This window comes from Micromonospora sp. NBC_00421, assembly GCF_036017915.1.
Lineage (GTDB): Bacteria > Actinomycetota > Actinomycetes > Mycobacteriales > Micromonosporaceae > Micromonospora.
This window is the reverse complement of record NZ_CP107929.1, coordinates 5,914,614-5,931,488: the sequence shown is the minus strand read 5'-3', so window position 1 is coordinate 5,931,488 and position 16,875 is coordinate 5,914,614. Positions and strand designations below refer to the sequence as shown.

The 16,875-nt window shown below is 71.9% G+C and carries 19 protein-coding genes and 1 pseudogene; 16 read left to right on the top strand and 4 right to left on the bottom strand.

Features of this window, described 5'->3' with window-relative positions; translation table 11 throughout:
* Window positions 1-88 precede the first annotated feature (88 nt).
* Both OHQ87_RS25370 and mobA read right to left on the bottom strand, forming a co-directional pair.
* Window positions 89-394, bottom strand: coding sequence for a DUF6457 domain-containing protein (locus OHQ87_RS25370; protein ID WP_328341849.1), 306 nt, complete (start codon window positions 392-394; stop codon window positions 89-91).
* Complete coding sequence (mobA, locus tag OHQ87_RS25365; RefSeq protein ID WP_328341847.1) at window positions 391-1,074, bottom strand: molybdenum cofactor guanylyltransferase; 684 nt, start codon at window positions 1,072-1,074, stop codon at window positions 391-393. Before mobA ends, OHQ87_RS25370 begins: the two co-directional genes overlap by 4 nt.
* A gap of 79 nt (window positions 1,075-1,153) precedes the next feature.
* Here mobA and fdhD point away from each other — a divergent pair, with 79 nt between their 5' ends.
* Window positions 1,154-2,008, top strand: coding sequence for a formate dehydrogenase accessory sulfurtransferase FdhD (gene fdhD / locus OHQ87_RS25360; RefSeq protein WP_328341845.1), 855 nt, complete (start codon window positions 1,154-1,156; stop codon window positions 2,006-2,008).
* 105 nt (window positions 2,009-2,113) lie between these two features.
* Here the strand turns inward: fdhD and OHQ87_RS25355 are convergent, their stop codons facing one another.
* Together OHQ87_RS25355 and OHQ87_RS25350 are read right to left on the bottom strand one after the other, a co-directional pair.
* The gene (locus OHQ87_RS25355) at window positions 2,114-2,368 is read right to left on the bottom strand and encodes a flavin reductase (RefSeq protein WP_328341843.1); all 255 of its coding nucleotides are present in this window, start codon (window positions 2,366-2,368) and stop codon (window positions 2,114-2,116) included.
* Window positions 2,369-2,633: 265 nt separating this feature from the next.
* Window positions 2,634-2,823, bottom strand: a pseudogene (locus OHQ87_RS25350) (hypothetical protein); the annotation flags it as partial.
* A 491-nt stretch (window positions 2,824-3,314) separates the two neighbouring features.
* Here OHQ87_RS25350 and OHQ87_RS25345 point away from each other — a divergent pair.
* The 15 genes from OHQ87_RS25345 (at window position 3,315) to fabZ (ending at window position 16,875) form a co-directional block, all read left to right on the top strand.
* Window positions 3,315-4,061, top strand: a complete 747-nt coding sequence (locus tag OHQ87_RS25345; protein WP_328341841.1) for a helix-turn-helix transcriptional regulator — start codon at window positions 3,315-3,317, stop codon at window positions 4,059-4,061.
* Window positions 4,049-4,243, top strand: coding sequence for a DUF397 domain-containing protein (locus OHQ87_RS25340; RefSeq protein WP_328341839.1), 195 nt, complete (start codon window positions 4,049-4,051; stop codon window positions 4,241-4,243). Before OHQ87_RS25345 ends, OHQ87_RS25340 begins: the two co-directional genes overlap by 13 nt.
* Before the next feature lie 516 nt (window positions 4,244-4,759).
* Entirely contained in the window at window positions 4,760-4,921 is a 162-nt protein-coding gene (locus OHQ87_RS25335) for a hypothetical protein (RefSeq protein WP_328341837.1), read from the top strand.
* Between the two features lie 208 nt (window positions 4,922-5,129).
* On the top strand, window positions 5,130-6,083 hold the full coding sequence (locus OHQ87_RS25330; protein ID WP_328341835.1) for an ABC transporter ATP-binding protein: 954 nt from the start codon (window positions 5,130-5,132) through the stop codon (window positions 6,081-6,083).
* Window positions 6,080-6,874, top strand: a complete 795-nt coding sequence (locus tag OHQ87_RS25325; RefSeq protein WP_328341833.1) for an ABC transporter permease — start codon at window positions 6,080-6,082, stop codon at window positions 6,872-6,874. The genes OHQ87_RS25330 and OHQ87_RS25325 overlap by 4 nt, the downstream gene beginning before the upstream one ends.
* A gap of 159 nt (window positions 6,875-7,033) precedes the next feature.
* Window positions 7,034-7,969, top strand: coding sequence for an ACP S-malonyltransferase (locus OHQ87_RS25320; RefSeq protein ID WP_328341831.1), 936 nt, complete (start codon window positions 7,034-7,036; stop codon window positions 7,967-7,969).
* Window positions 7,956-9,428 carry a class I adenylate-forming enzyme family protein gene (locus tag OHQ87_RS25315; protein WP_328341829.1) on the top strand — a complete coding sequence of 491 codons (1,473 nt, stop codon included), beginning with the start codon at window positions 7,956-7,958 and terminating at the stop codon, window positions 9,426-9,428. Before OHQ87_RS25320 ends, OHQ87_RS25315 begins: the two co-directional genes overlap by 14 nt.
* Window positions 9,409-9,645, top strand: a complete 237-nt coding sequence (locus OHQ87_RS25310) for an acyl carrier protein (protein ID WP_328341827.1) — start codon at window positions 9,409-9,411, stop codon at window positions 9,643-9,645. The genes OHQ87_RS25315 and OHQ87_RS25310 overlap by 20 nt, the downstream gene beginning before the upstream one ends.
* A 25-nt stretch (window positions 9,646-9,670) precedes the next feature.
* Entirely contained in the window at window positions 9,671-10,864 is a 1,194-nt protein-coding gene (locus OHQ87_RS25305) for an aminotransferase-like domain-containing protein (protein WP_328341825.1), read from the top strand.
* The gene (locus OHQ87_RS25300; RefSeq protein ID WP_328341824.1) at window positions 10,861-13,182 is read left to right on the top strand and encodes a lantibiotic dehydratase; all 2,322 of its coding nucleotides are present in this window, start codon (window positions 10,861-10,863) and stop codon (window positions 13,180-13,182) included. Before OHQ87_RS25305 ends, OHQ87_RS25300 begins: the two co-directional genes overlap by 4 nt.
* Window positions 13,179-14,225 (top strand): 2,3-diaminopropionate biosynthesis protein SbnA, encoded by a 1,047-nt coding sequence (gene sbnA, locus OHQ87_RS25295; protein ID WP_328341822.1) that lies wholly within the window; start codon window positions 13,179-13,181, stop codon window positions 14,223-14,225. The genes OHQ87_RS25300 and sbnA overlap by 4 nt, the downstream gene beginning before the upstream one ends.
* Window positions 14,222-15,253, top strand: coding sequence for a 2,3-diaminopropionate biosynthesis protein SbnB (gene sbnB, locus OHQ87_RS25290; RefSeq protein WP_328341821.1), 1,032 nt, complete (start codon window positions 14,222-14,224; stop codon window positions 15,251-15,253). Before sbnA ends, sbnB begins: the two co-directional genes overlap by 4 nt.
* Complete coding sequence (fabG, locus tag OHQ87_RS25285; RefSeq protein ID WP_328341820.1) at window positions 15,250-16,002, top strand: 3-oxoacyl-ACP reductase FabG; 753 nt, start codon at window positions 15,250-15,252, stop codon at window positions 16,000-16,002. Before sbnB ends, fabG begins: the two co-directional genes overlap by 4 nt.
* Window positions 16,003-16,040: 38 nt before the next feature.
* Window positions 16,041-16,331 (top strand): acyl carrier protein, encoded by a 291-nt coding sequence (locus OHQ87_RS25280; RefSeq protein ID WP_328341818.1) that lies wholly within the window; start codon window positions 16,041-16,043, stop codon window positions 16,329-16,331.
* A 1-nt stretch (window position 16,332) separates the two neighbouring features.
* Complete coding sequence (gene fabZ / locus OHQ87_RS25275) at window positions 16,333-16,875, top strand: 3-hydroxyacyl-ACP dehydratase FabZ (protein ID WP_328341817.1); 543 nt, start codon at window positions 16,333-16,335, stop codon at window positions 16,873-16,875.

The following is a 16,875-nucleotide window of genomic DNA, read 5'->3' as shown; positions in this document are numbered from 1 at the left end:
CCGCCACCCCCGGTCCCCGCGGAGCGGGCACGGCACGACGGGAGCGCCAGCCGCCCGGCCAGCCGGGCCGGTCACCCTGCCGGGCCGGTCACCCTGCCGGCGGTGCCTCCGGGCCGGAGTCCGACGGCCCGTCCGCCGGCCGGTCGGGGCGCTCGCCGCCCAACTCGACCGGCCACTGCGCAGCCAACCCGCTGAGCCGCGCCGCCGCAGCAGCCGGGTCCGCGCCGCGCCCGACCGCCACCCCGAGCAGGTACGCGGTGACCGGCGCACCCGGCCGCAGCACCTGGTGGGCGACGTCCCGGGCCAGGTCCAGCACGGTCGGCACCGACACCTCGGCCGGGTCGAGCTCCAGCTCGGCGCAGGCCGCCGTCACCCAGTCGTCAAGCACCGTCATCGCGTCCACTCCTCTGCCCGGCGTACGTCGGAGGCAGTGTCGCAGTCGAACCACGGTGGGGGGCCGGCAGCAGACCAGGCCAACTCGCGCACGGTCAGCTCGCCCAGCAGTTCCCGCATCGACGCCCCGGCCAGCGCAGCGCCCCCCTCGACTCTCACGGCCTGCTCAATCCCCTCGGCCCGCTCGATCCCCTCGGCCTGCTCGACCACCTCGGCCCGACGGGCGGCCACGCGGCCGAGTGCGGCGCACAGCGGCGGCACCCGCCACACCCCGCACAGCGACTGCCGCCTCCCCCGGTCGTCGAGGAGGCAGACACCGTCCGCCGCCTCCGGGCCGGACTCGGCGGCCAGTGCGTCGAGCAGCACGCCGACGGCCGGGCGGGTGAGCAGCGGCAGGTCGGCGGCGAGCAGGGCGACCACTGTCGTACCGGAATCGAGCAGGGCCAGCCCCGCCGCCGTGGCGGCCACCGGACCACCGCCGGCCGGCTCCTCCCGGGTCACCAGCACGTCGGCCGGGAGCGACCCGCCCGGCCCGACCAGCACCCGGGGAACGGCATCGGCGACTGCGGCCAGCACCCGGTCCCGCATCGGCCGCCCGTGCACCGGCACCACCGGCTTGTCCCGCCCGCCCATCCGGCGGGCCGCCCCACCGGCCAGCACCACCGCCGCGTACGCCGTCATCCGGCCACGGTAGCCGCCCGGTCTCCCCGGCGGGGCCGTCGCCGTGCGGAGGGTCGGGTGGGCGGGGCAGGATGGCGGGATGGGACGGGCCACTGACCGGCGGAGCGTGCTCCGGATCGACCTCGACGCGGCGGACGACGCCCGGGTGGCGCTGCGCCGGCCGGACACGCTCGCCGTGGAGGAACCGCTGGAGATCCGGGTCGGCCCCGGCGGCCCGGGTCGACGCCGCCCGCTGGCGGTGACCATGCGTACCCCCGGTGACGACCTCGACCTGGCCATCGGCTTCCTGCTGACCGAGGGCCTGATCCGCACGGACGCCGACGTGCACACCGCCCAGCTCTGCTCCGGGGTGGAGACACCCAACACGTACAACGTGGTCGACGTGGTGCTCGCCCCCGGCGTGCCGGAACCGGCTACCGATCCCGCGCGCAACTTCTACACGACCAGTTCCTGCGGGGTGTGCGGCAAGGCCAGCATCGACGCCATCCGCACCCGGTCCCGCTTCACCGTCGCGGACGACCCGCTCACCGTGCCGGCGAAGCTACTTGCCGAACTGCCCGACCGGCTGCGCGCGGCACAACGCGCCTTCGACCGCACCGGCGGCCTGCACGCGGCGGGCCTGTTCACCCCCGACGGCGAGCTGGTGGTGCTGCGCGAGGACGTCGGCCGGCACAACGCCGTCGACAAGGTGGTTGGCTGGGCGGTCCGGCAACGGCGGCTGCCGCTCGCCGGGCACCTGCTGCTGGTGTCCGGACGGGCGAGTTTCGAGCTGACCCAGAAGGCGTGGATGGCCGGGGTGCCGCTGCTGGCGGCGGTCTCCGCGCCGAGCACCCTCGCCGCCGACCTGGCCGACGAGGCGGGCCTGACCCTGGTCGGCTTCCTGCGCGGCCGGACGATGAACGTCTACACCGGAGCGCAGCGCGTCACCCCCTGAACCGGCTCGGCCTGCGTGGATTGTGGAGAGTTCTTGTCGCCAGGGCCGCAGTAACTCTCCACAATCCACCGACCCGCTGCGCCGCCCTGGGGCTGCGGGAAGAGATCAGCGGTCCTGCGGGCGGGCCCAGGTCAGGAAGCGGTCGGTCAGGTCGGTCCGGCGACCGTTGTCGAGCTGCGTCAGGTGCTCGGTCGCCTCCACCGACAACCCGGCCAGCAGGGCGAGCAGGCCCGGCCGGTCGCCGTCGTACCTGGCGAGGAGGGCGAGTTTCGCCTCGCCGCACGGCCACGGGTTCGCGTCGACCCGGCACAGCCAGATCGGCCGCACCGGCGTGTGCCGGCCCGGCAGCGGACCGGTCACGGCGTCCCCGCCGACCTGGACCCCCGTCCCCGACCGGGTCGAACGCCCGGTGGGACCGTCGCTCCCCGCCGAGAGACCGTCACCCGGCCCTGCCGGTCCGGCTGCGGGGACGTGACCCCCCGGGTCCGTGGTGTCGTCGTCCTCCGCTGCGGGTCCGCCGTTGCGGGCCGTGGGGTTGCCGCCCGACGCTGCGACGAGGCTGGCGTGGGCTCGGGTTTCGTCGGGTCGGGCTGCGGGGTAAGCCGCCGAGCGCCCGCCGGCATCAGGAACAGGGTCCGCCGCCGGACCGCGTCGCCGACGGCATTCAGCTCGTACGCGTCGATCCACACCCAACCGTCGTACGTGTGCCAGTCGGTCAACACCCGGATGACCCGGACCGTGATCGGCCGGATGAACTGCACACTGGCGGCACGCGACAGGTGCAGTACCTCTCCCGACCTGACCTCCGGCGCGATCACCGGGGCCCCTGGTTCCGGCCGGACGCCCACCGGTGCGCCGGCACGATGCCCGTCATCCGCTCCGCCCCCCGGTACGGCGGAACGACCGTCCCGATCGGTCCGGGCACGATCGGGTGCGCGGACGGCCCAGGGTCGGACGCAGCCTCAGTGCTGGGCGCGGCCTCACTGCTGGGCGCGGCCTCACTGCTGGGCGCGGCCTCGCTGCTGGGCGCGGCCTCACTGCTGGGCGCGGCCTCACTGCTGGGCGCGGGCTTCTGGTTTTCGGGCTTCGGCTTGTCCTTGGGCACGCGGCCCCTCCTGTCCGTCGGCATGGAAGAGGGGCCGTCCCGCCCTTCCACGGGACGGCCCCTCCGGCAGACACCACCGCCAGCTTTCGACAACTACCGACAGCGCCGCCCCAACTCGACCTTGCCCAGGGTTGCGGAACGATGACACCGCGTAGCACTCTGTATCGAAGACATTCGGGACGTTCGCTCGGAGGAGTGTGAATGAATCGGACAGTCCAGCGGGCGATGGCTGAGGTTGGCGAGACCGCCGAAAGCCTTGCAGCTCAAATTGGAGTCGATCCGAAGACGGCGGCCCGATGGGTGAACCAGGGACGGATTCCTCAGACTCGACACCGTGCCAAGGTTGCCGAGATCCTGCGTAAGGACATTGAGGAACTGTGGCCGGACATCCTGAACAAGCGCGAGCCCGCATGGTTCAGACCTTGGGCCGAGATCGAGCGGGAGGCATCCGGCCTGCGGTGGTTCGAGAACGCCGTCCTGCCGGGTGTGCTCCAGACCCCCGACTATGCGCGCGCCATCATCGCCAGCGGCCCCCTCGCCGCCGATGCCGAGGATCATGTCGACTCTCGCCTACGACGGCAGGCCGCGGTGCTGGACCGCCCCCGGCCACCTTTGCTCGTGTTCGTGATCGACGAGGCTGCGTTACGACGGGGTAACCCGGATGTCATGACTCCCCAGTTGGACCATCTGGTGGAGCTTGCCCAGCGACCACATCTGATGGTTCACGTCCTGCCGTTACATGCCGGGCTGCACCCGGGTCAGGCCGGGCCCTTCATCATCGCCAGCACATCGGAGGGCGAAGAGGTCGGCTACCTGGACGATCAGGCGGCAGGACGCATCACAAAGGACGTCTCCTCGCTCTGGGCAGTCTGGGATACAGTCAGGTCGGTAGCGTTGCCGCGCGACCAGACCATCGATTTCCTGAGGGCACGATCATGGATGAGCTGACCGGCGCGCGCTGGCGCAAGAGTAGCCGCAGCAGTTCCAATGGCGGAGCTTGCGTCGAGGTCGCCGACGACCTTCCCGGCGCGGTCGCGGTGCGTGACTCCAAGGACCCGGACGGGCCGGCCCTGACGTTTGCGCCGACCGCATGGCGCACGTTCGTCGCCGGGTTGGCCGAACGCGCCTGAACGACCTGTCCCGACGAAGCGCCTGCCCTGAGTCTCGGGGGCAGGCGCTTCGCGTTGAGGACGAAATACCGGGCCCACACCGTATCGACCCGGACCGGTGCCGACCGAGGACACAGGGCCGACCGAGGAAACGGGGCCGACCGAGGAAACGGGGCCGGGAGCGTGTCCGACCCTGGCCGGTGAACCAGCGGGCTCCGTCTCCCCGGTGCTGAGTCGTGCCGACCGAGAACCATGTCGCTGACACCCTTATGCCTCTCAGGCATGAATATGACAGCTGGGCATACTCACTCGGGACACAACATTGCCCCGATCACCTCACCGACAGTGACCTTCTACCACCTGTGCCCCACGCCGACCGATCCACCGACCGGCCACGGCACCCCGACCCACCGTGGGCTACGGCCCGGCCACCGACCCCACCACCGACCCGACTGCTGGACGGCGTGGCCGGTGCGTCGAGCGTCGGCAGAATTGATCACCCCTATTCAGGGCAGGTGCAGAATTACTGAAAGCTCGATGCGGATATTCGTGCCGGCTACCGAACGGTTCGCCGCCACCATCGAATACCGCTCCGGCCGGCACCGCGATTACCGCCGTCTCCAGAGGGGCGACGAGGTCGGGAAACGGCTGGAGCGCGTCGCGGGCACGGCGCACACAGAAAACCTGCTGAGCTGCTGATATGACGCGCGCGGCCGAGCGACGTCACGGGTGTAACCGCAGGAATATGACACCTGTCATCCGGTGCGTGTGACAGTACGCAGCACTTCTCCGGAAATACCCTCGGGGCCTTGCTGGGAAATGCAAATGGCGGGCATTGTGTACTCAGCGGCCGGAACGGAGAGGTCGCCGGAGCAGGCTACGTCCGCCGACGCAAGGAAGGTGACCGATGAACCGAAGATCCGCTCTCGTGCCGCGGGAGGAGGCGAGCACCAGCGAGGTAGACGCCGCCCTCCTGCAAGGGGTGACCAAGCGCTTCACCAACACCGACGGCGTCGAATTCACTGCGGTGCACGGGCTCGACCTGCGCATCCGCCGTGGCGAGGTGGTCGCCTTCCTCGGCCCCAACGGGGCTGGCAAGACCACCACTGTCGACATGATCCTCGGCCTGACCCGCCCGGACGCCGGCGAGATCCGGCTCTTCGGCCAGCCGCCCGCGCAGGCGGTGCGGGCCGGCCGGGTGGCCGCGGTGATGCAGTCCGGCGGCCTACTGCCCGAGCTCACCGTCGAGGCCACCGTACGCATGTTGGCGTCGCTGCACCCGGGTGCCGACCCGGAGCGCTGCATGGCCCGCGCCAACCTGCACGAGCTGCGCAACCGCAAGGTCGCCGCCTGCTCCGGCGGCGAGCAGCAGCGGCTGCGCTTCGCCCTGGCACTGCTGTCCGCGCCGGACTTCCTGATCCTCGACGAGCCGACCGCCGGCATGGACGTGGCGGCCCGTCGAGACTTCTGGACGGCCGTCCGGCAGGACGCCGGGCAGGGCATGACCGTCATGTTCGCCACTCACTACCTGGAGGAGGCCGACCAGTTCGCCGACCGGATCGTCCTGCTGAACCGCGGCGAAGTGGTCGCCGACGGCTCGGCGTCGTCGATCCGGGCCGCCGCCAGCGGCCGGGTGGTCTCCGCGGTGCTGCCGCGCCACCAGGCCGACATGCTGGCCGAGGCCACCGGCGCCACCGTGACCGAGGTCCGCGGCGAGCGGATCTACTTCGACAGCACCGACTCCGACCTGCTCTTGCGCCACCTGGTACGGGACACCACGGCCGAGCAGATCGAGGTCACCCCACGCAGCCTGGAGGACGCCTTCCTGACCATCACCCGGCGTACCGGAGGAGACCGATGAGCACCGCGACCCTGCCGCCTCCCCGCCGCACGCGCTCGGCCCTCGGGCCGATCAACCCGATCTTCATTCGCTACGAGCTGAGCCGCCGGCTGAACCGACAGACGCTGATCTTCACGCTGCTTCTGCCGGCGGCCCTCTACCTGGCACTGTTCCGCACCGGCGGCACCGACGCCGAGCTGCCGCACGGCAACTTCGCCGCCTGGATGATGATCGGGATGGCGATCTACGGGGCCGCCACGGCGAGCACCAGTTCGGCCGCCACCGTCTCGATCGAACGATCCGTCGGGTGGTTGCGGACGATCCGGCTGAGCCCACTGTCGTCCACCGCGTACGTCCTGATCAAGGTGCTCTGCTCGGTGATCGTCGCGGCCCTGCCGGTCGGCGTGGTGGGCGTGCTCGGCGCCCTCACCGGCGCCGAGGCGAAGCCGCAGGTCTGGGTGATCAGCCTGGCCGTGGCGTGGCTGGGCTCGGCGGTCTTCGCCGCCCTCGGCATCGCCCTCGGACTGGCCCTGAAGCCGGAGATCGTGATGCACATGCCCGGTCTCACCATGACCGTGCTCGCCTTCCTCGGCAACCTGTTCATCCCGCTCTCCGGCGTGATGCTGACCATCTCGCAGTTCACCCCGATGTACGGCGTGGCCACCCTGGCCCGCTACCCGCTCACCGACGGATACAACTTCCACGGTGAGCACTCCAGCCTGCTCGGCGCGCTGATCAACCTGGCCGCCTGGCTCGCTGTCTTCACCGTCGCCGCCGCCCGCCGCTTCGCCGACAGCACGGGCCGCGTCTGACCCGCCGGCCGGCGTCGGACCCCACGACGCCGGCCGGCCCCCGCAAGAGACTTCCCGCCGTACGGGTGCCGTCCGGCTGACCAACCCTGCCCAGAAGCTGATCCAACCTGCCCAGAAACAGGTCCGGAGCAGCGCGTGACAAGGAGAGGAGGACCTCACATGTTCGTCATCATGGCCCCCGGTCAGGGTGCGCAGACGCCCGGCATGCTCGCCGGTTGGCTGCGTCGTCCGGAGCGGGCCGAGCTGGTGCAGAGCTGGTCGGAAGCCGCCGGATGCGACCTGATCCAGCTGGGCACCCGGGCTCCGGCTGCGGAGATCGCCCGTACCGAGCACACCCAGCCACTGCTTGTGGCGGCCGGCCTGCTGGCCCTGGCAGAGCTGGCCGACCTGCTGGCCGACGACGGGGTGGCAGCGGTGGCCGGGCACTCGGTCGGCGAACTCACCGCCGCGGCGTACGCCGGGGTGCTCACCCCGACCGACGCGATCCGGCTGGCCGGGATCCGTGGCCGGGCCATGGCCGCGGCCTGTGCCGACGCGCCGACCTCGATGTTGGCGGTGGTCGGTGGCGAGGAGCCGGTCGTGCTCGACCGGATCGCGGAGCTGGGTCTGAGCCCGGCCACCTTCAACGGGCCAGGGCAGATCGTGGCCGCCGGGCTGATCGCGGACCTGGACCGGCTGGCGGCCTCCCCTCCGCCGGGTGCCGCGGTGAAGCCACTCGCGGTGGCCGGGGCGTTCCACACCCGGCACATGGAGCCGGCCCGCGCGACGTTCGCCGCGGCGGTCGCCGAGGTCCCGTTCGCCGATCCGCGTCAGCTCCTGCTGTCCAACGCGGACGGCCTGCCGATCAGGACCGGTGAGCAGGCCCGCGAGCGCCTGGTCGGCCAGCTCGTCCGGCCGGTGCGTTGGGACCGCTGCCTGACCGCCCTGGACGCGCTGGCACCCACGCTGAGCGTGGCGCTCCCACCGGCCAGGACCCTGGCCGGCGTGTTGAAGCGGCAGCTTCCGCACCTGGACGTGCTGCCGGTGCACCACGAACGCGATCTCGACGCGGTGCGCCGCCGGGTACGGGGAGGGCTGATCGGTGCTGGTGCATGAGCTCTTCGCGCAGGCCCGCGCCGAGCGCCCCCACCATCCCGCGGTGATCGACGGCGAGGGTCGCCTGACGTACGCCGAACTGGGCCGGCTGGTCGACAGGTCGGTGGGCTGGCTGCGCGGCCAGGGGGTCACCGCCGGGCAGCGGGTGGTCTACGGCGGCGACGCCGACCACCGCTTCCTCGCCTTCCTCTACGCGACCCTCCGGCTCGGCGCGATCTTCGTGCCGGCCCACCCGGAGCTCACCGGCGCCCAGCTCGGTTACCTCGCCGGGAACTGCGCCGCCACGGTCGTGCTGCACGGCACCGGGCCGCTGGCGCAGGCCTGGCAGGAGGTGCGCGACACCGCCCCGGACCCGTACGTCGCGGACACCGCACCGGACGACGTGGCCCTGCTGATCTACACCTCCGGCTCGACCGGCGACCCGAAGGGCGTGGTCTGTCCGCACCGCCCGATGGTCGCCGCGGTCGGGGCCGTCAACGCCCGGCTCGGCTACCGCGCCGAGGACGTGGTGCTCTGCCGGCTCCCGCTCTCCTTCGACTACGGCCTCTACCAGGCGCTGCTCTGCGCGACGGTCGGCGCCACCCTGGTGCTGACCGCCCGCAACCGGGACGCCGCACTGCTCAGGTTGATCGAGCAGCACGGGATCACCGTGGTGCCGCTGGTGCCGTCCCTGGCCCAGATGCTCACCGTGCTGCAACAACGCCGGAAGGTGCCGACCCGGGTGCGGCTGTTCACCAACACGGGGGCCCGGCTCGGGCGGGACACCGTGGCCGAACTGCTCGACTGCTTCCCCGGGGCGGCGTACGCCTCGATGTACGGGATGACCGAGTGCAAGCGGATCTCCATCCTGGACCCCGCCGAGTACGCGGACCACCCCGACTCGGTCGGCCCGGCGATTCCCGGCGACGTCATCCGGATCGTGGACGCCGACAAGCGTGCGGTCCCGCCCGGCACGGTCGGCGAGATCGTCGTCGGGGGAGCCACCGTGATGGCCGGTTACTGGCAGATCCCGATGGACCAGCAGCAGCGCTACCTGCGCGGGCCGGACGGTGCGCTCGAACTGCACACAGGTGACCAGGGATACCTGGACCAGCAGGGCCGGCTCTACTTCGTCGGCCGCGACGACGACATGATCAAGCGGCGCGGCGTCCGGATGAGCCTCACCGAGGTCGAGAACGCCGCCGAGAGGGTCGCCGGGATCGTCGCCGCGGTGGCCCTGCGACCGGCCGCCGACGACGCCCCGCTGGTGCTCGCGGTGCTGAGCGAGCTGACCGAGCCGGAACTGCGCGACCTGCTCGCCGAGCACCTGGACCGGGCGCGGATGCCGGACCGCATCACCCACCTCGACGAGGTGCCCCTGACTCCCAACGGAAAGCCGGACCGCAAGGCGGTGGAGCGGCTTCTCCGACCCGAATCCTCCCCACAGAAATGGCAGACCCATGAACCAGTCGCAGTTTGACCAGCTCGTCGAGTCCGTGTGCGAGGTCGCGGTGAGCGACCCGGAGAAGCCCCTGGTCGACCTGGGCGTCGACTCCCTCGGATATCTCAACCTGGTGCTCGCCGTCGAGCAGCGGTACGGCTTCGAGATCGACCCGGACCTGCTGGCCGACGAGGCCCTGGCCAGCCCCGCCGGGCTCTGGCGGTTCGCCGAGGAACAGACCCGGATGCCCGTCTAGCCCGAGGCAGAGGAAGGAGAAGACCATGTGGACAACCAACGCCCCGGCCGTGGAGATGCCCCAGCTGTTCGAGCGTGGCGGCGATCTGATCTCCTTCGCCGGGGGGCTGCCGGACCTGAGCCGGCTGCCACTCGGTGACCTGGCCGGTCAGCTGTCCCGGCTGACCCGGCTGGGCGGCCGGACGGCCCTGCAGTACAGCACCCCGCACGTGGCCCGCAGCCTGCTGCCGGCGATCAACGACCTGATGGCCCGGGAGGGCACCACCGCCGAGGCCGACGAGTTGGTGCCGACCGGCGGCTCGCAGCTGGGCCTGACCGCCGTGGCGCTGGGTCTGGCCCGGCCCGGCGAGGCAGTGCTCTGCCAGACCCCGGCGTACCCGGGTGCGCTCGCCGCCTTCCGGCTCGCCGGTCTGACCGCGGTCGGCGTGCCGGCCGACGCCGAAGGGCTCGACCCGCAGGCGCTGCGGGACACCGTGCTCGGCCTCCGGGCCGGTGGCACGACGGCACGGCTGCTCTACGTCAACCCGACCTTCTCCAACCCGACAGGTGCGACCCTCGGCCTCGACCGCCGCGCCGGGATCCTGCGGGTCTGCCGGGACCTGGACCTGTTGATGATCGAGGACAACCCGTACGGCCTGCTCTCCTTCACCGGCGAGCACGTCACCGCGTGCCGGGCGCTGGACCCGGACCGGGTGGTCTACCTGGGCACCTTCTCCAAGATCTTCGCCCCCGGACTGCGCTGCGGCTGGATCGCCGCTCCCCGGCACCTGGCCGGCGCGCTGCGCGCCACCACCGAGGTCATGTCGCTGTCCCCGTCGGCGTTCGCCCAGGCCGCCCTGGCCGCGTTCTACACCGGCCAGGGCTGGGACGACCTGCTCGCCGGCTACCGGGAGAGCTACCGGGAGCGGGCCGCGCTGATGACCTCGGCGCTGGAACACGAATTCGGTCTGGACGGCGACTGGAGCTGGGGCACCCCGAGCGGCGGGTTCTACGTCTGGCTGCGGCACCGGGCCGGGGCCGACACCAGCGGGTTCGCGGCAGCTGCCGCGCAGCGCGGGGTGTCGTACGTGCCCGGCCGGCACTTCAGCATCGACGGGGAGCACGCCGACGGGCTGCGGCTCTGCTTCAGCTACCCGGCACCCGCGAAGATCACCGAGGGGGTGGCCCGGTTGGCGCAGGCCCTCTCCGGCCGGCGTGACCTTGCGCAGGTGGCCCGATGACCGGGGCGCTGGAGCGGGTCCGCGAGGTGGACTGGTCCACCTTCGGCCCGCACTGCCCGATGGGTGACACCGACTGGCGGGTCTGGTCGGTCGGGATGCTGCGCAGCGCCGGTTTCCCGGCGTCCGGGCTGCACCTGCTGGGCGGGAAGGAGGCGGCTGCCGCCGTCGACGGCGACGAGTTCGTCGTGGCGTACGACCGGGCTGCCGCAGCCGAGTCCGCCGCGCTGGCCGCGCTGGCCACGGACGAGACCCTCAGCCGGGCGGTGGTCTGGCAGAACCCGGCGGCGTTCGCGCTGCTCGCCCGGCTCGCGACCGACGACCCCGGCCGGGGCACCAAGCGCCGCGAGCGCGAGCGGGTGCTGGCGATGTACTGGCTGCGCTACTGCGCCAAGGCCGAGACCATCGGCTTCTTCGGCCCCGCCGGCTGGTTCGGCGTCGGGCGCAGCGACCGGGCGCTCACCGTCGAGACCGGTCCCGGCCTGGTCGGCGACCGTCGGGTGTTCCTCGAACGCTGGATGGTCGCCGAGCTGGCCGACTGGATGGTCGCCCAGCCGGGAGCACGCTGGTGGTTCCCGCCGATGCTGCGCCCGGACGTGCACCTCGACGGCGAGCAGCTGCTGGTGCCCGGTCGTGGCCCGATGCGGCTGCGCCCGGACGAGGCCGCCGTGCTCGCCCTGACCGACGGCGAGCGGCACGCCGAGGATCTCGTCGACCGCCTGGTGGCCGACGCCGGCTGGGCTCCCGCGACCACCCGCGACCGGGTGGAGAAGGTGCTGCTGCGCTGGCAGCGGCAGCGGCTGCTGACCTGGGACGGCAACATCCCGATCGACGAGCGGGCCGAGCGCACGCTGCGCCGACGGGTGGACCGGATCGGCGACCCCGCGCTGTTCGTCCGCTTCGACGAGGTCCTCACCGGCTTCACCGCCGCCCGGCAACGGGTCGCCGAGGCCACCGGCACCGCCGGGCTACGCGCCGCGCTGGATGCGCTCGGCGCGCTGTTCGTCGAGGTCACCGGGCAGGCCGCGACGCGGGAGGGCGGGAAGGCGTACGCCGGGCGCAGCCTCTGCTACGAGGACACCCTCCGGGACACCCGGATGGAGCTGGGCCGTGACTTCCTGGACCGGATCGCCCGCCCGCTGGCGCTCGTGGCCGGTGCCGCGGACTGGTTCGGCAACCGGCTCGCCGAACTCGTCGAGGAAGAGGTGTCCGCTCAGGTCCGGGCGGTCGCGGCGAAGTCCCGGCGGCCGGTCACCCTGGCCGACGTCTGGGCGCAGGTGCTCGGGCTCTTCTGGGGCGACGACCCGCGCCCGGTGCGGGCCGCGATCGGTGAACTGGCCGCGAAGTGGCGCGAGGTCCTCGACCTCGACCCGGCTTCGGCCGGGCACCGTGTCGACCTCACCTCGGGCGAGCTGGCGCAGCGCGCCCGAGCCGTCTTCGGTACGGCCGGACCGCGCTGGCCGCATCTCGCGGTGCACAGTCCCGACCTGCAGATCGTGGCGGACAGCGTGGACGCCGTGAACGCCGGCGACTACCAGGTGGTCCTCGGTGAGCTGCACGCCTGCCTCTCCTCGCTGGACCTGATCTTCCTGAACTGGACCACCGGCACCGAGGCCTCGCTGCGGGACATGGTCAACGCCGGGATCGGCACCCCCCGCATGGTGCCGCTGTTCCCGCCCGGTTGGCGGCGCAACACCGGTCGCTTCGTTCCCACCACAGTGGGCGCCGGGGAGCGGCTGATCGGCTTCGCCCGTGGGCCGGTCGACGGCCGCCACCGTGTCGATCCGGCGGTGTCGATCACCTTCACCGACGCGGACGGGGTGGTCACCGCCCGGACCCGGGACGGGCGGCGGTGGCGGATTCCGGAGCTGCTCGGCGTACTGATGTCGATGGTCGCCGCGGACGCCTTCAAGATCGGGCTGGAAGGTCCGCACACGCCGCGCCTGGCGGTCGACGGCATGGTGCTGTTCCGGGAGACCTGGCGGCTGCCTGTGGCGTCGCTCGGCCTCTCCGAGCGCGCGACCAACAGGCAACGCGACTACGCGGAGGTGCGCCGCTGGGCCACCGGGCACGGCCTGCCCGACCAGGTCTTCGTCAAGTTCCCGGAGGAGACGAAACCGGCGCTGTTCGACCTGACCAGCCCGACCCTGGTGATCGCGTTCGTGAACCTGGTGCGCGCGGCCCGCCGACGGGACCCGGCAACGGTGCTGAACATCAGCGAGCCGCTGCCCGACCCGCGACGGTCCTGGCTGCCGGACTCGGCGGGCGGGCGCTACGTCAGCGAGCTGCGGATACAGCTCAGCCGGGAGGTACGGGCATGACCTCCGTGGCCTTCCCCAGCTCCCTGCCCGGCGGGCCGACCCGTCGCGGCCGTACCGAGACCGACGTGATCTCGACGATCGGCGGCACCCCGCTTATCGCCCTGGACCGGCTCTTCGACCCGGACCGCTTCCAGGTGTACGGCAAGTGCGAGCGGTTCAACCCGGGCGGCAGCATCAAGGACCGGTCCGCCCGGTCCATGATCGAGCAGGCGCTGAAGACCGGCGCGATCGTGCCCGGCCGCTCCACTGTGGTCGAGTCCACCTCGGGCAACCTCGGGGTCGCCCTGGCCCAGCTCTGCAACTTCTACCGGGTCGGCCTGATCTGCGTGATCGACCCGAAGACGACGGCGCAGAACGCGGCAATCATGCGGGCCTACGGAGCGCGGCTGGAGCTGGTCGACCAGCCTGACCCGCAGACCGGCGAGTACCTGCCCACCCGGCTGCGCCGGGTCCGGGAACTGCTCGCCTCGGTGCCGGACGCGTACTGGCTCAACCAGTACGCGAACGAGCGCAACAGCCAGGCGCACCACACCACCATGCGGGAGATCCACGAGGCACTCCCCGACCGGCTCGACTACCTCTTCTGCACCGCCGGCACCTGCGGCACGTTGCGCGGCTGCGCGGAGTTCGTCCGGGACCACCAGCTCGACGTGACGATCGTCGCGGTGGACGCGGTGAACAGCGCGATCTTCGGGCCGCCGGCACCGTGGGAGCGGTCGCACCGGCGGCTGATCCCGGGGCACGGGGCCGCGATGGTGCCGCCGTTGCTGCGGGCCGGGCTGGCCGACCGGCTGATCAAGGTGACCGACGCCGACTGCGTACGGGCCTGCCGGGAGTTGTTGGCCCAGGAATCGGTGCTGGCCGGCGGCTCCTCGGGGGCGGCGATCGCGGCCCTGCAGAGCGCCGCGGAGTGGATCGAACCGGGCGCGGTCTGCGTCGCGATCCTCCCCGACGGCGGGGACCGCTACCTGAACACCATCTACTCCGACCGATGGGTCCGGGAGCACATCGAGCTGAGCGACAGCGGAAGGGACATGCGATGAGGGTTCTGGGCCGGGACGACGTACGGGCGGCCCTGGACGGCCGGGAGGGGGCCGTGCTGGACGCCGTGCGCAACGCCTACCTGCTGCACCGCGCGGGGCAGTCCGAGATCCCCTTCTCCAGTTTCCTGCGGCCGCCGGGCCGACCCGGTTCCCGGATCATCTGCCTCCCCGCCTACCTGGGCGGCACGGACCCGGTGATCGGGGTCAAGTGGATCTCCTCGTTCCCGACGAACCTGGAACGCGGCCTGCAACGGGCCTCGGCGGTCTCCATCCTCAACGACCTGGAGACCGGCTACCCGGTGGCGGTCCTGGAGAGCAGCCAGATCTCGGCGGCCCGGACGGCCGCGGGCGCGGCGGTCGCCAGCGAGGTGCTGCACGGCGGCACCGCGGTGCGGACCGTCGGGCTGATCGGCTGCGGCACCATCAACCACCGCACGCTTGCCTACCTGACCAGGGTGCACCCCGGAATCCGCGAGGTGGCGCTCTTCGACGCGGTCGACGAGCACGCGAAGCTGGCCGCCGAGCGGTGGGCCGAGCAGTTCCCCGGCATCGACCTCACCCCCGGCGACCTGACCTCGGCCCTGCGGGCGCAGACGGTGAGCATCGCCACCACCGACTCGTCGTACTGGTTGAGCCTGGGCGACCACCCGGACCGGCCGCCGGACCAGGTCGTCCTGCACCTGTCGCTGCGCGACCTGGACGTGGCCTCGATCCTGCGCGGTTACAACGTGGTCGACGACGTGGACCACGTCTGCCGGGAGCAGACCTCGCTGCACCGGACCGAGTTGGAGCTCGGCCACCGCGGTTTCATCCACGCCACCATCGGCGGCCTGCTCAGCGGCGATCCGATCGCCAAGCCGACCAGCGCGAACACCATCTTCTCCCCGTTCGGTCTCGGCGTGCTCGACCTCGCGGTCTCCGTCGAGGTGGTCCGGGCCGCCGAAGCCGGCGGAACCGGCATCACCGTCGACGGCTTCGAGCCGGGAAGCCACCAGATCACCAGTCAACTCACCGGAGGAAAGGCATGAGCACCCAGTTCGTCCCCGGCACGATCGCGCTGGTGACCGGGGCGTCCCGTGGCATCGGTGCCGCGATCGCGGTCGCCCTCGCCGAACAGGGCTGCGACGTGGTCGTCAACTACCGGTCACAGGTGGCCCAGGCCGAAGCGGTCGCCGAGAAGATCCGCGAGCTGGGGCGGCGGGCCCTGGTCGTGGGCGCCGACGTCGCCGACGAGCAGCAGGTCATCGCGATGTTCAAGCAGATCCGCGCGGAGTGGGGCGGCGTGCAGGTGGCGGTGCTGAACTCCGGCGTCACCGCGGACGGGCACCTGGCCGCGATGAGCGGGCAGAAGTGGGGCGACGTGATCGCCACCAACCTGACCGGAACGTTCTACACCGCCCGGGAGGCCGTCAAACAGATGTACACCTCCGGCGGCGCCCTGGTCCTGATCTCGTCCACAAGTGGCATCGCCGGCCGCCCGGGGCAGGGCAACTACTCGGCGAGCAAGGGCGGCGTGATCGCGATGGCCCGGTCGTTGGCCTACGAGGTGGCCCCGCGGGGCATCCGGGTCAACCTGGTCGCCCCCGGGTTCATCGACACCGACATGGTCAAGAAGGTGCCCCGGGCGGTGCTCAAGGAGGCCTGCCAGGCGATCCCGCTGGGACGCATGGGCACGGCCGCCGAGGTGGCCCAGGCGGCGACCTTCCTCGCCTCACCGGCGGCCTCGTACATCACCGGAAAGGTGCTCACCGTCGACGGCGGCATGATCACCGGCTGAATTCGCACCAACCCACCAATCCCGAAAGGACCCATGAGATGACTGTCGCCACCTACGACGAGATCCGTACCCAGGGCGAGCGTCGGCTCGCCAAGAACCTGAAGGTCAAGACGATGATCATCGACCGCCTCGGGCTGGAGATCAGCCCCGAGGTCGTCTCCGACAACCAGCCGCTGTTCGGCCGCGGCCTGGAGATGGACTCGCTGGACACCCTCGAGGTCGTCGTCATGGTCAACAACGAGTTCGGCGTGTCGATCAGCGACGACGACGCCCAGGCCTTCGGCTCGGTCAACGCCCTGCTCGACTTCATCGAAGCCAACGAGGCGTGAGATGACCATCGTGCAGGAGGCACCGGCCGCCCGCCGGCCGGTGCCGGCCCCCCGCCGCGGCGCGGAGGCCACCGGGAGGTACGCGTACTCCTCCGACCAGATCAAGCGGATGCTCCCGCACCGCTGGCCGATGTTGCTGATCGACCGGGCGTACGACGTCGTCCCCGGCGTCTCCGGCAAGGGCATCAAGAGCGTCTCGGTGAACGAACCGTTCTTCGCCGGCCACTACCCGGACCACTCGATCATGCCGGGCGTGCTGATCGTCGAGGCGATGGCGCAGCTCGTCGCGGTCGTCTACGTCGCCGAGATCGTCGAGGCCGACGCGTCCGCCGCGACCGCCGACGCCTCGCAGTCGGTCGGTTACCTCGGCTCGATCAGCTCGATGAAGTTCAACCGGCTGGTGGTGCCGGGTGACCAGCTCACCCTGGAGGCCCGGCTGGGTCAGCGGTTGCAGGGCCTGCGGTCGGTGCAGGTCCGGGCCAGCGTCGGCACGGAACTCGCCGCCGCCGGATCGCTCATCGTCACCACCGAACGACGCGGATAG

Coding starts and splice junctions, on each gene's coding strand:
- OHQ87_RS25370 (WP_328341849.1), bottom strand. CDS start 394: ATGACGGTGCTTGACGACTGGGTGACGGCGGCCTGCGCCGAGCTGGAG.
- mobA (WP_328341847.1), bottom strand. CDS start 1,074: ATGACGGCGTACGCGGCGGTGGTGCTGGCCGGTGGGGCGGCCCGCCGG.
- fdhD (WP_328341845.1), top strand. CDS start 1,154: ATGGGACGGGCCACTGACCGGCGGAGCGTGCTCCGGATCGACCTCGAC.
- OHQ87_RS25345 (WP_328341841.1), top strand. CDS start 3,315: ATGAATCGGACAGTCCAGCGGGCGATGGCTGAGGTTGGCGAGACCGCC.
- OHQ87_RS25340 (WP_328341839.1), top strand. CDS start 4,049: ATGGATGAGCTGACCGGCGCGCGCTGGCGCAAGAGTAGCCGCAGCAGT.
- OHQ87_RS25335 (WP_328341837.1), top strand. CDS start 4,760: ATGCGGATATTCGTGCCGGCTACCGAACGGTTCGCCGCCACCATCGAA.
- OHQ87_RS25330 (WP_328341835.1), top strand. CDS start 5,130: ATGAACCGAAGATCCGCTCTCGTGCCGCGGGAGGAGGCGAGCACCAGC.
- OHQ87_RS25325 (WP_328341833.1), top strand. CDS start 6,080: ATGAGCACCGCGACCCTGCCGCCTCCCCGCCGCACGCGCTCGGCCCTC.
- OHQ87_RS25320 (WP_328341831.1), top strand. CDS start 7,034: ATGTTCGTCATCATGGCCCCCGGTCAGGGTGCGCAGACGCCCGGCATG.
- OHQ87_RS25310 (WP_328341827.1), top strand. CDS start 9,409: ATGAACCAGTCGCAGTTTGACCAGCTCGTCGAGTCCGTGTGCGAGGTC.
- OHQ87_RS25305 (WP_328341825.1), top strand. CDS start 9,671: ATGTGGACAACCAACGCCCCGGCCGTGGAGATGCCCCAGCTGTTCGAG.
- OHQ87_RS25300 (WP_328341824.1), top strand. CDS start 10,861: ATGACCGGGGCGCTGGAGCGGGTCCGCGAGGTGGACTGGTCCACCTTC.
- sbnA (WP_328341822.1), top strand. CDS start 13,179: ATGACCTCCGTGGCCTTCCCCAGCTCCCTGCCCGGCGGGCCGACCCGT.
- sbnB (WP_328341821.1), top strand. CDS start 14,222: ATGAGGGTTCTGGGCCGGGACGACGTACGGGCGGCCCTGGACGGCCGG.
- fabG (WP_328341820.1), top strand. CDS start 15,250: ATGAGCACCCAGTTCGTCCCCGGCACGATCGCGCTGGTGACCGGGGCG.
- OHQ87_RS25280 (WP_328341818.1), top strand. CDS start 16,041: ATGACTGTCGCCACCTACGACGAGATCCGTACCCAGGGCGAGCGTCGG.
- fabZ (WP_328341817.1), top strand. CDS start 16,333: ATGACCATCGTGCAGGAGGCACCGGCCGCCCGCCGGCCGGTGCCGGCC.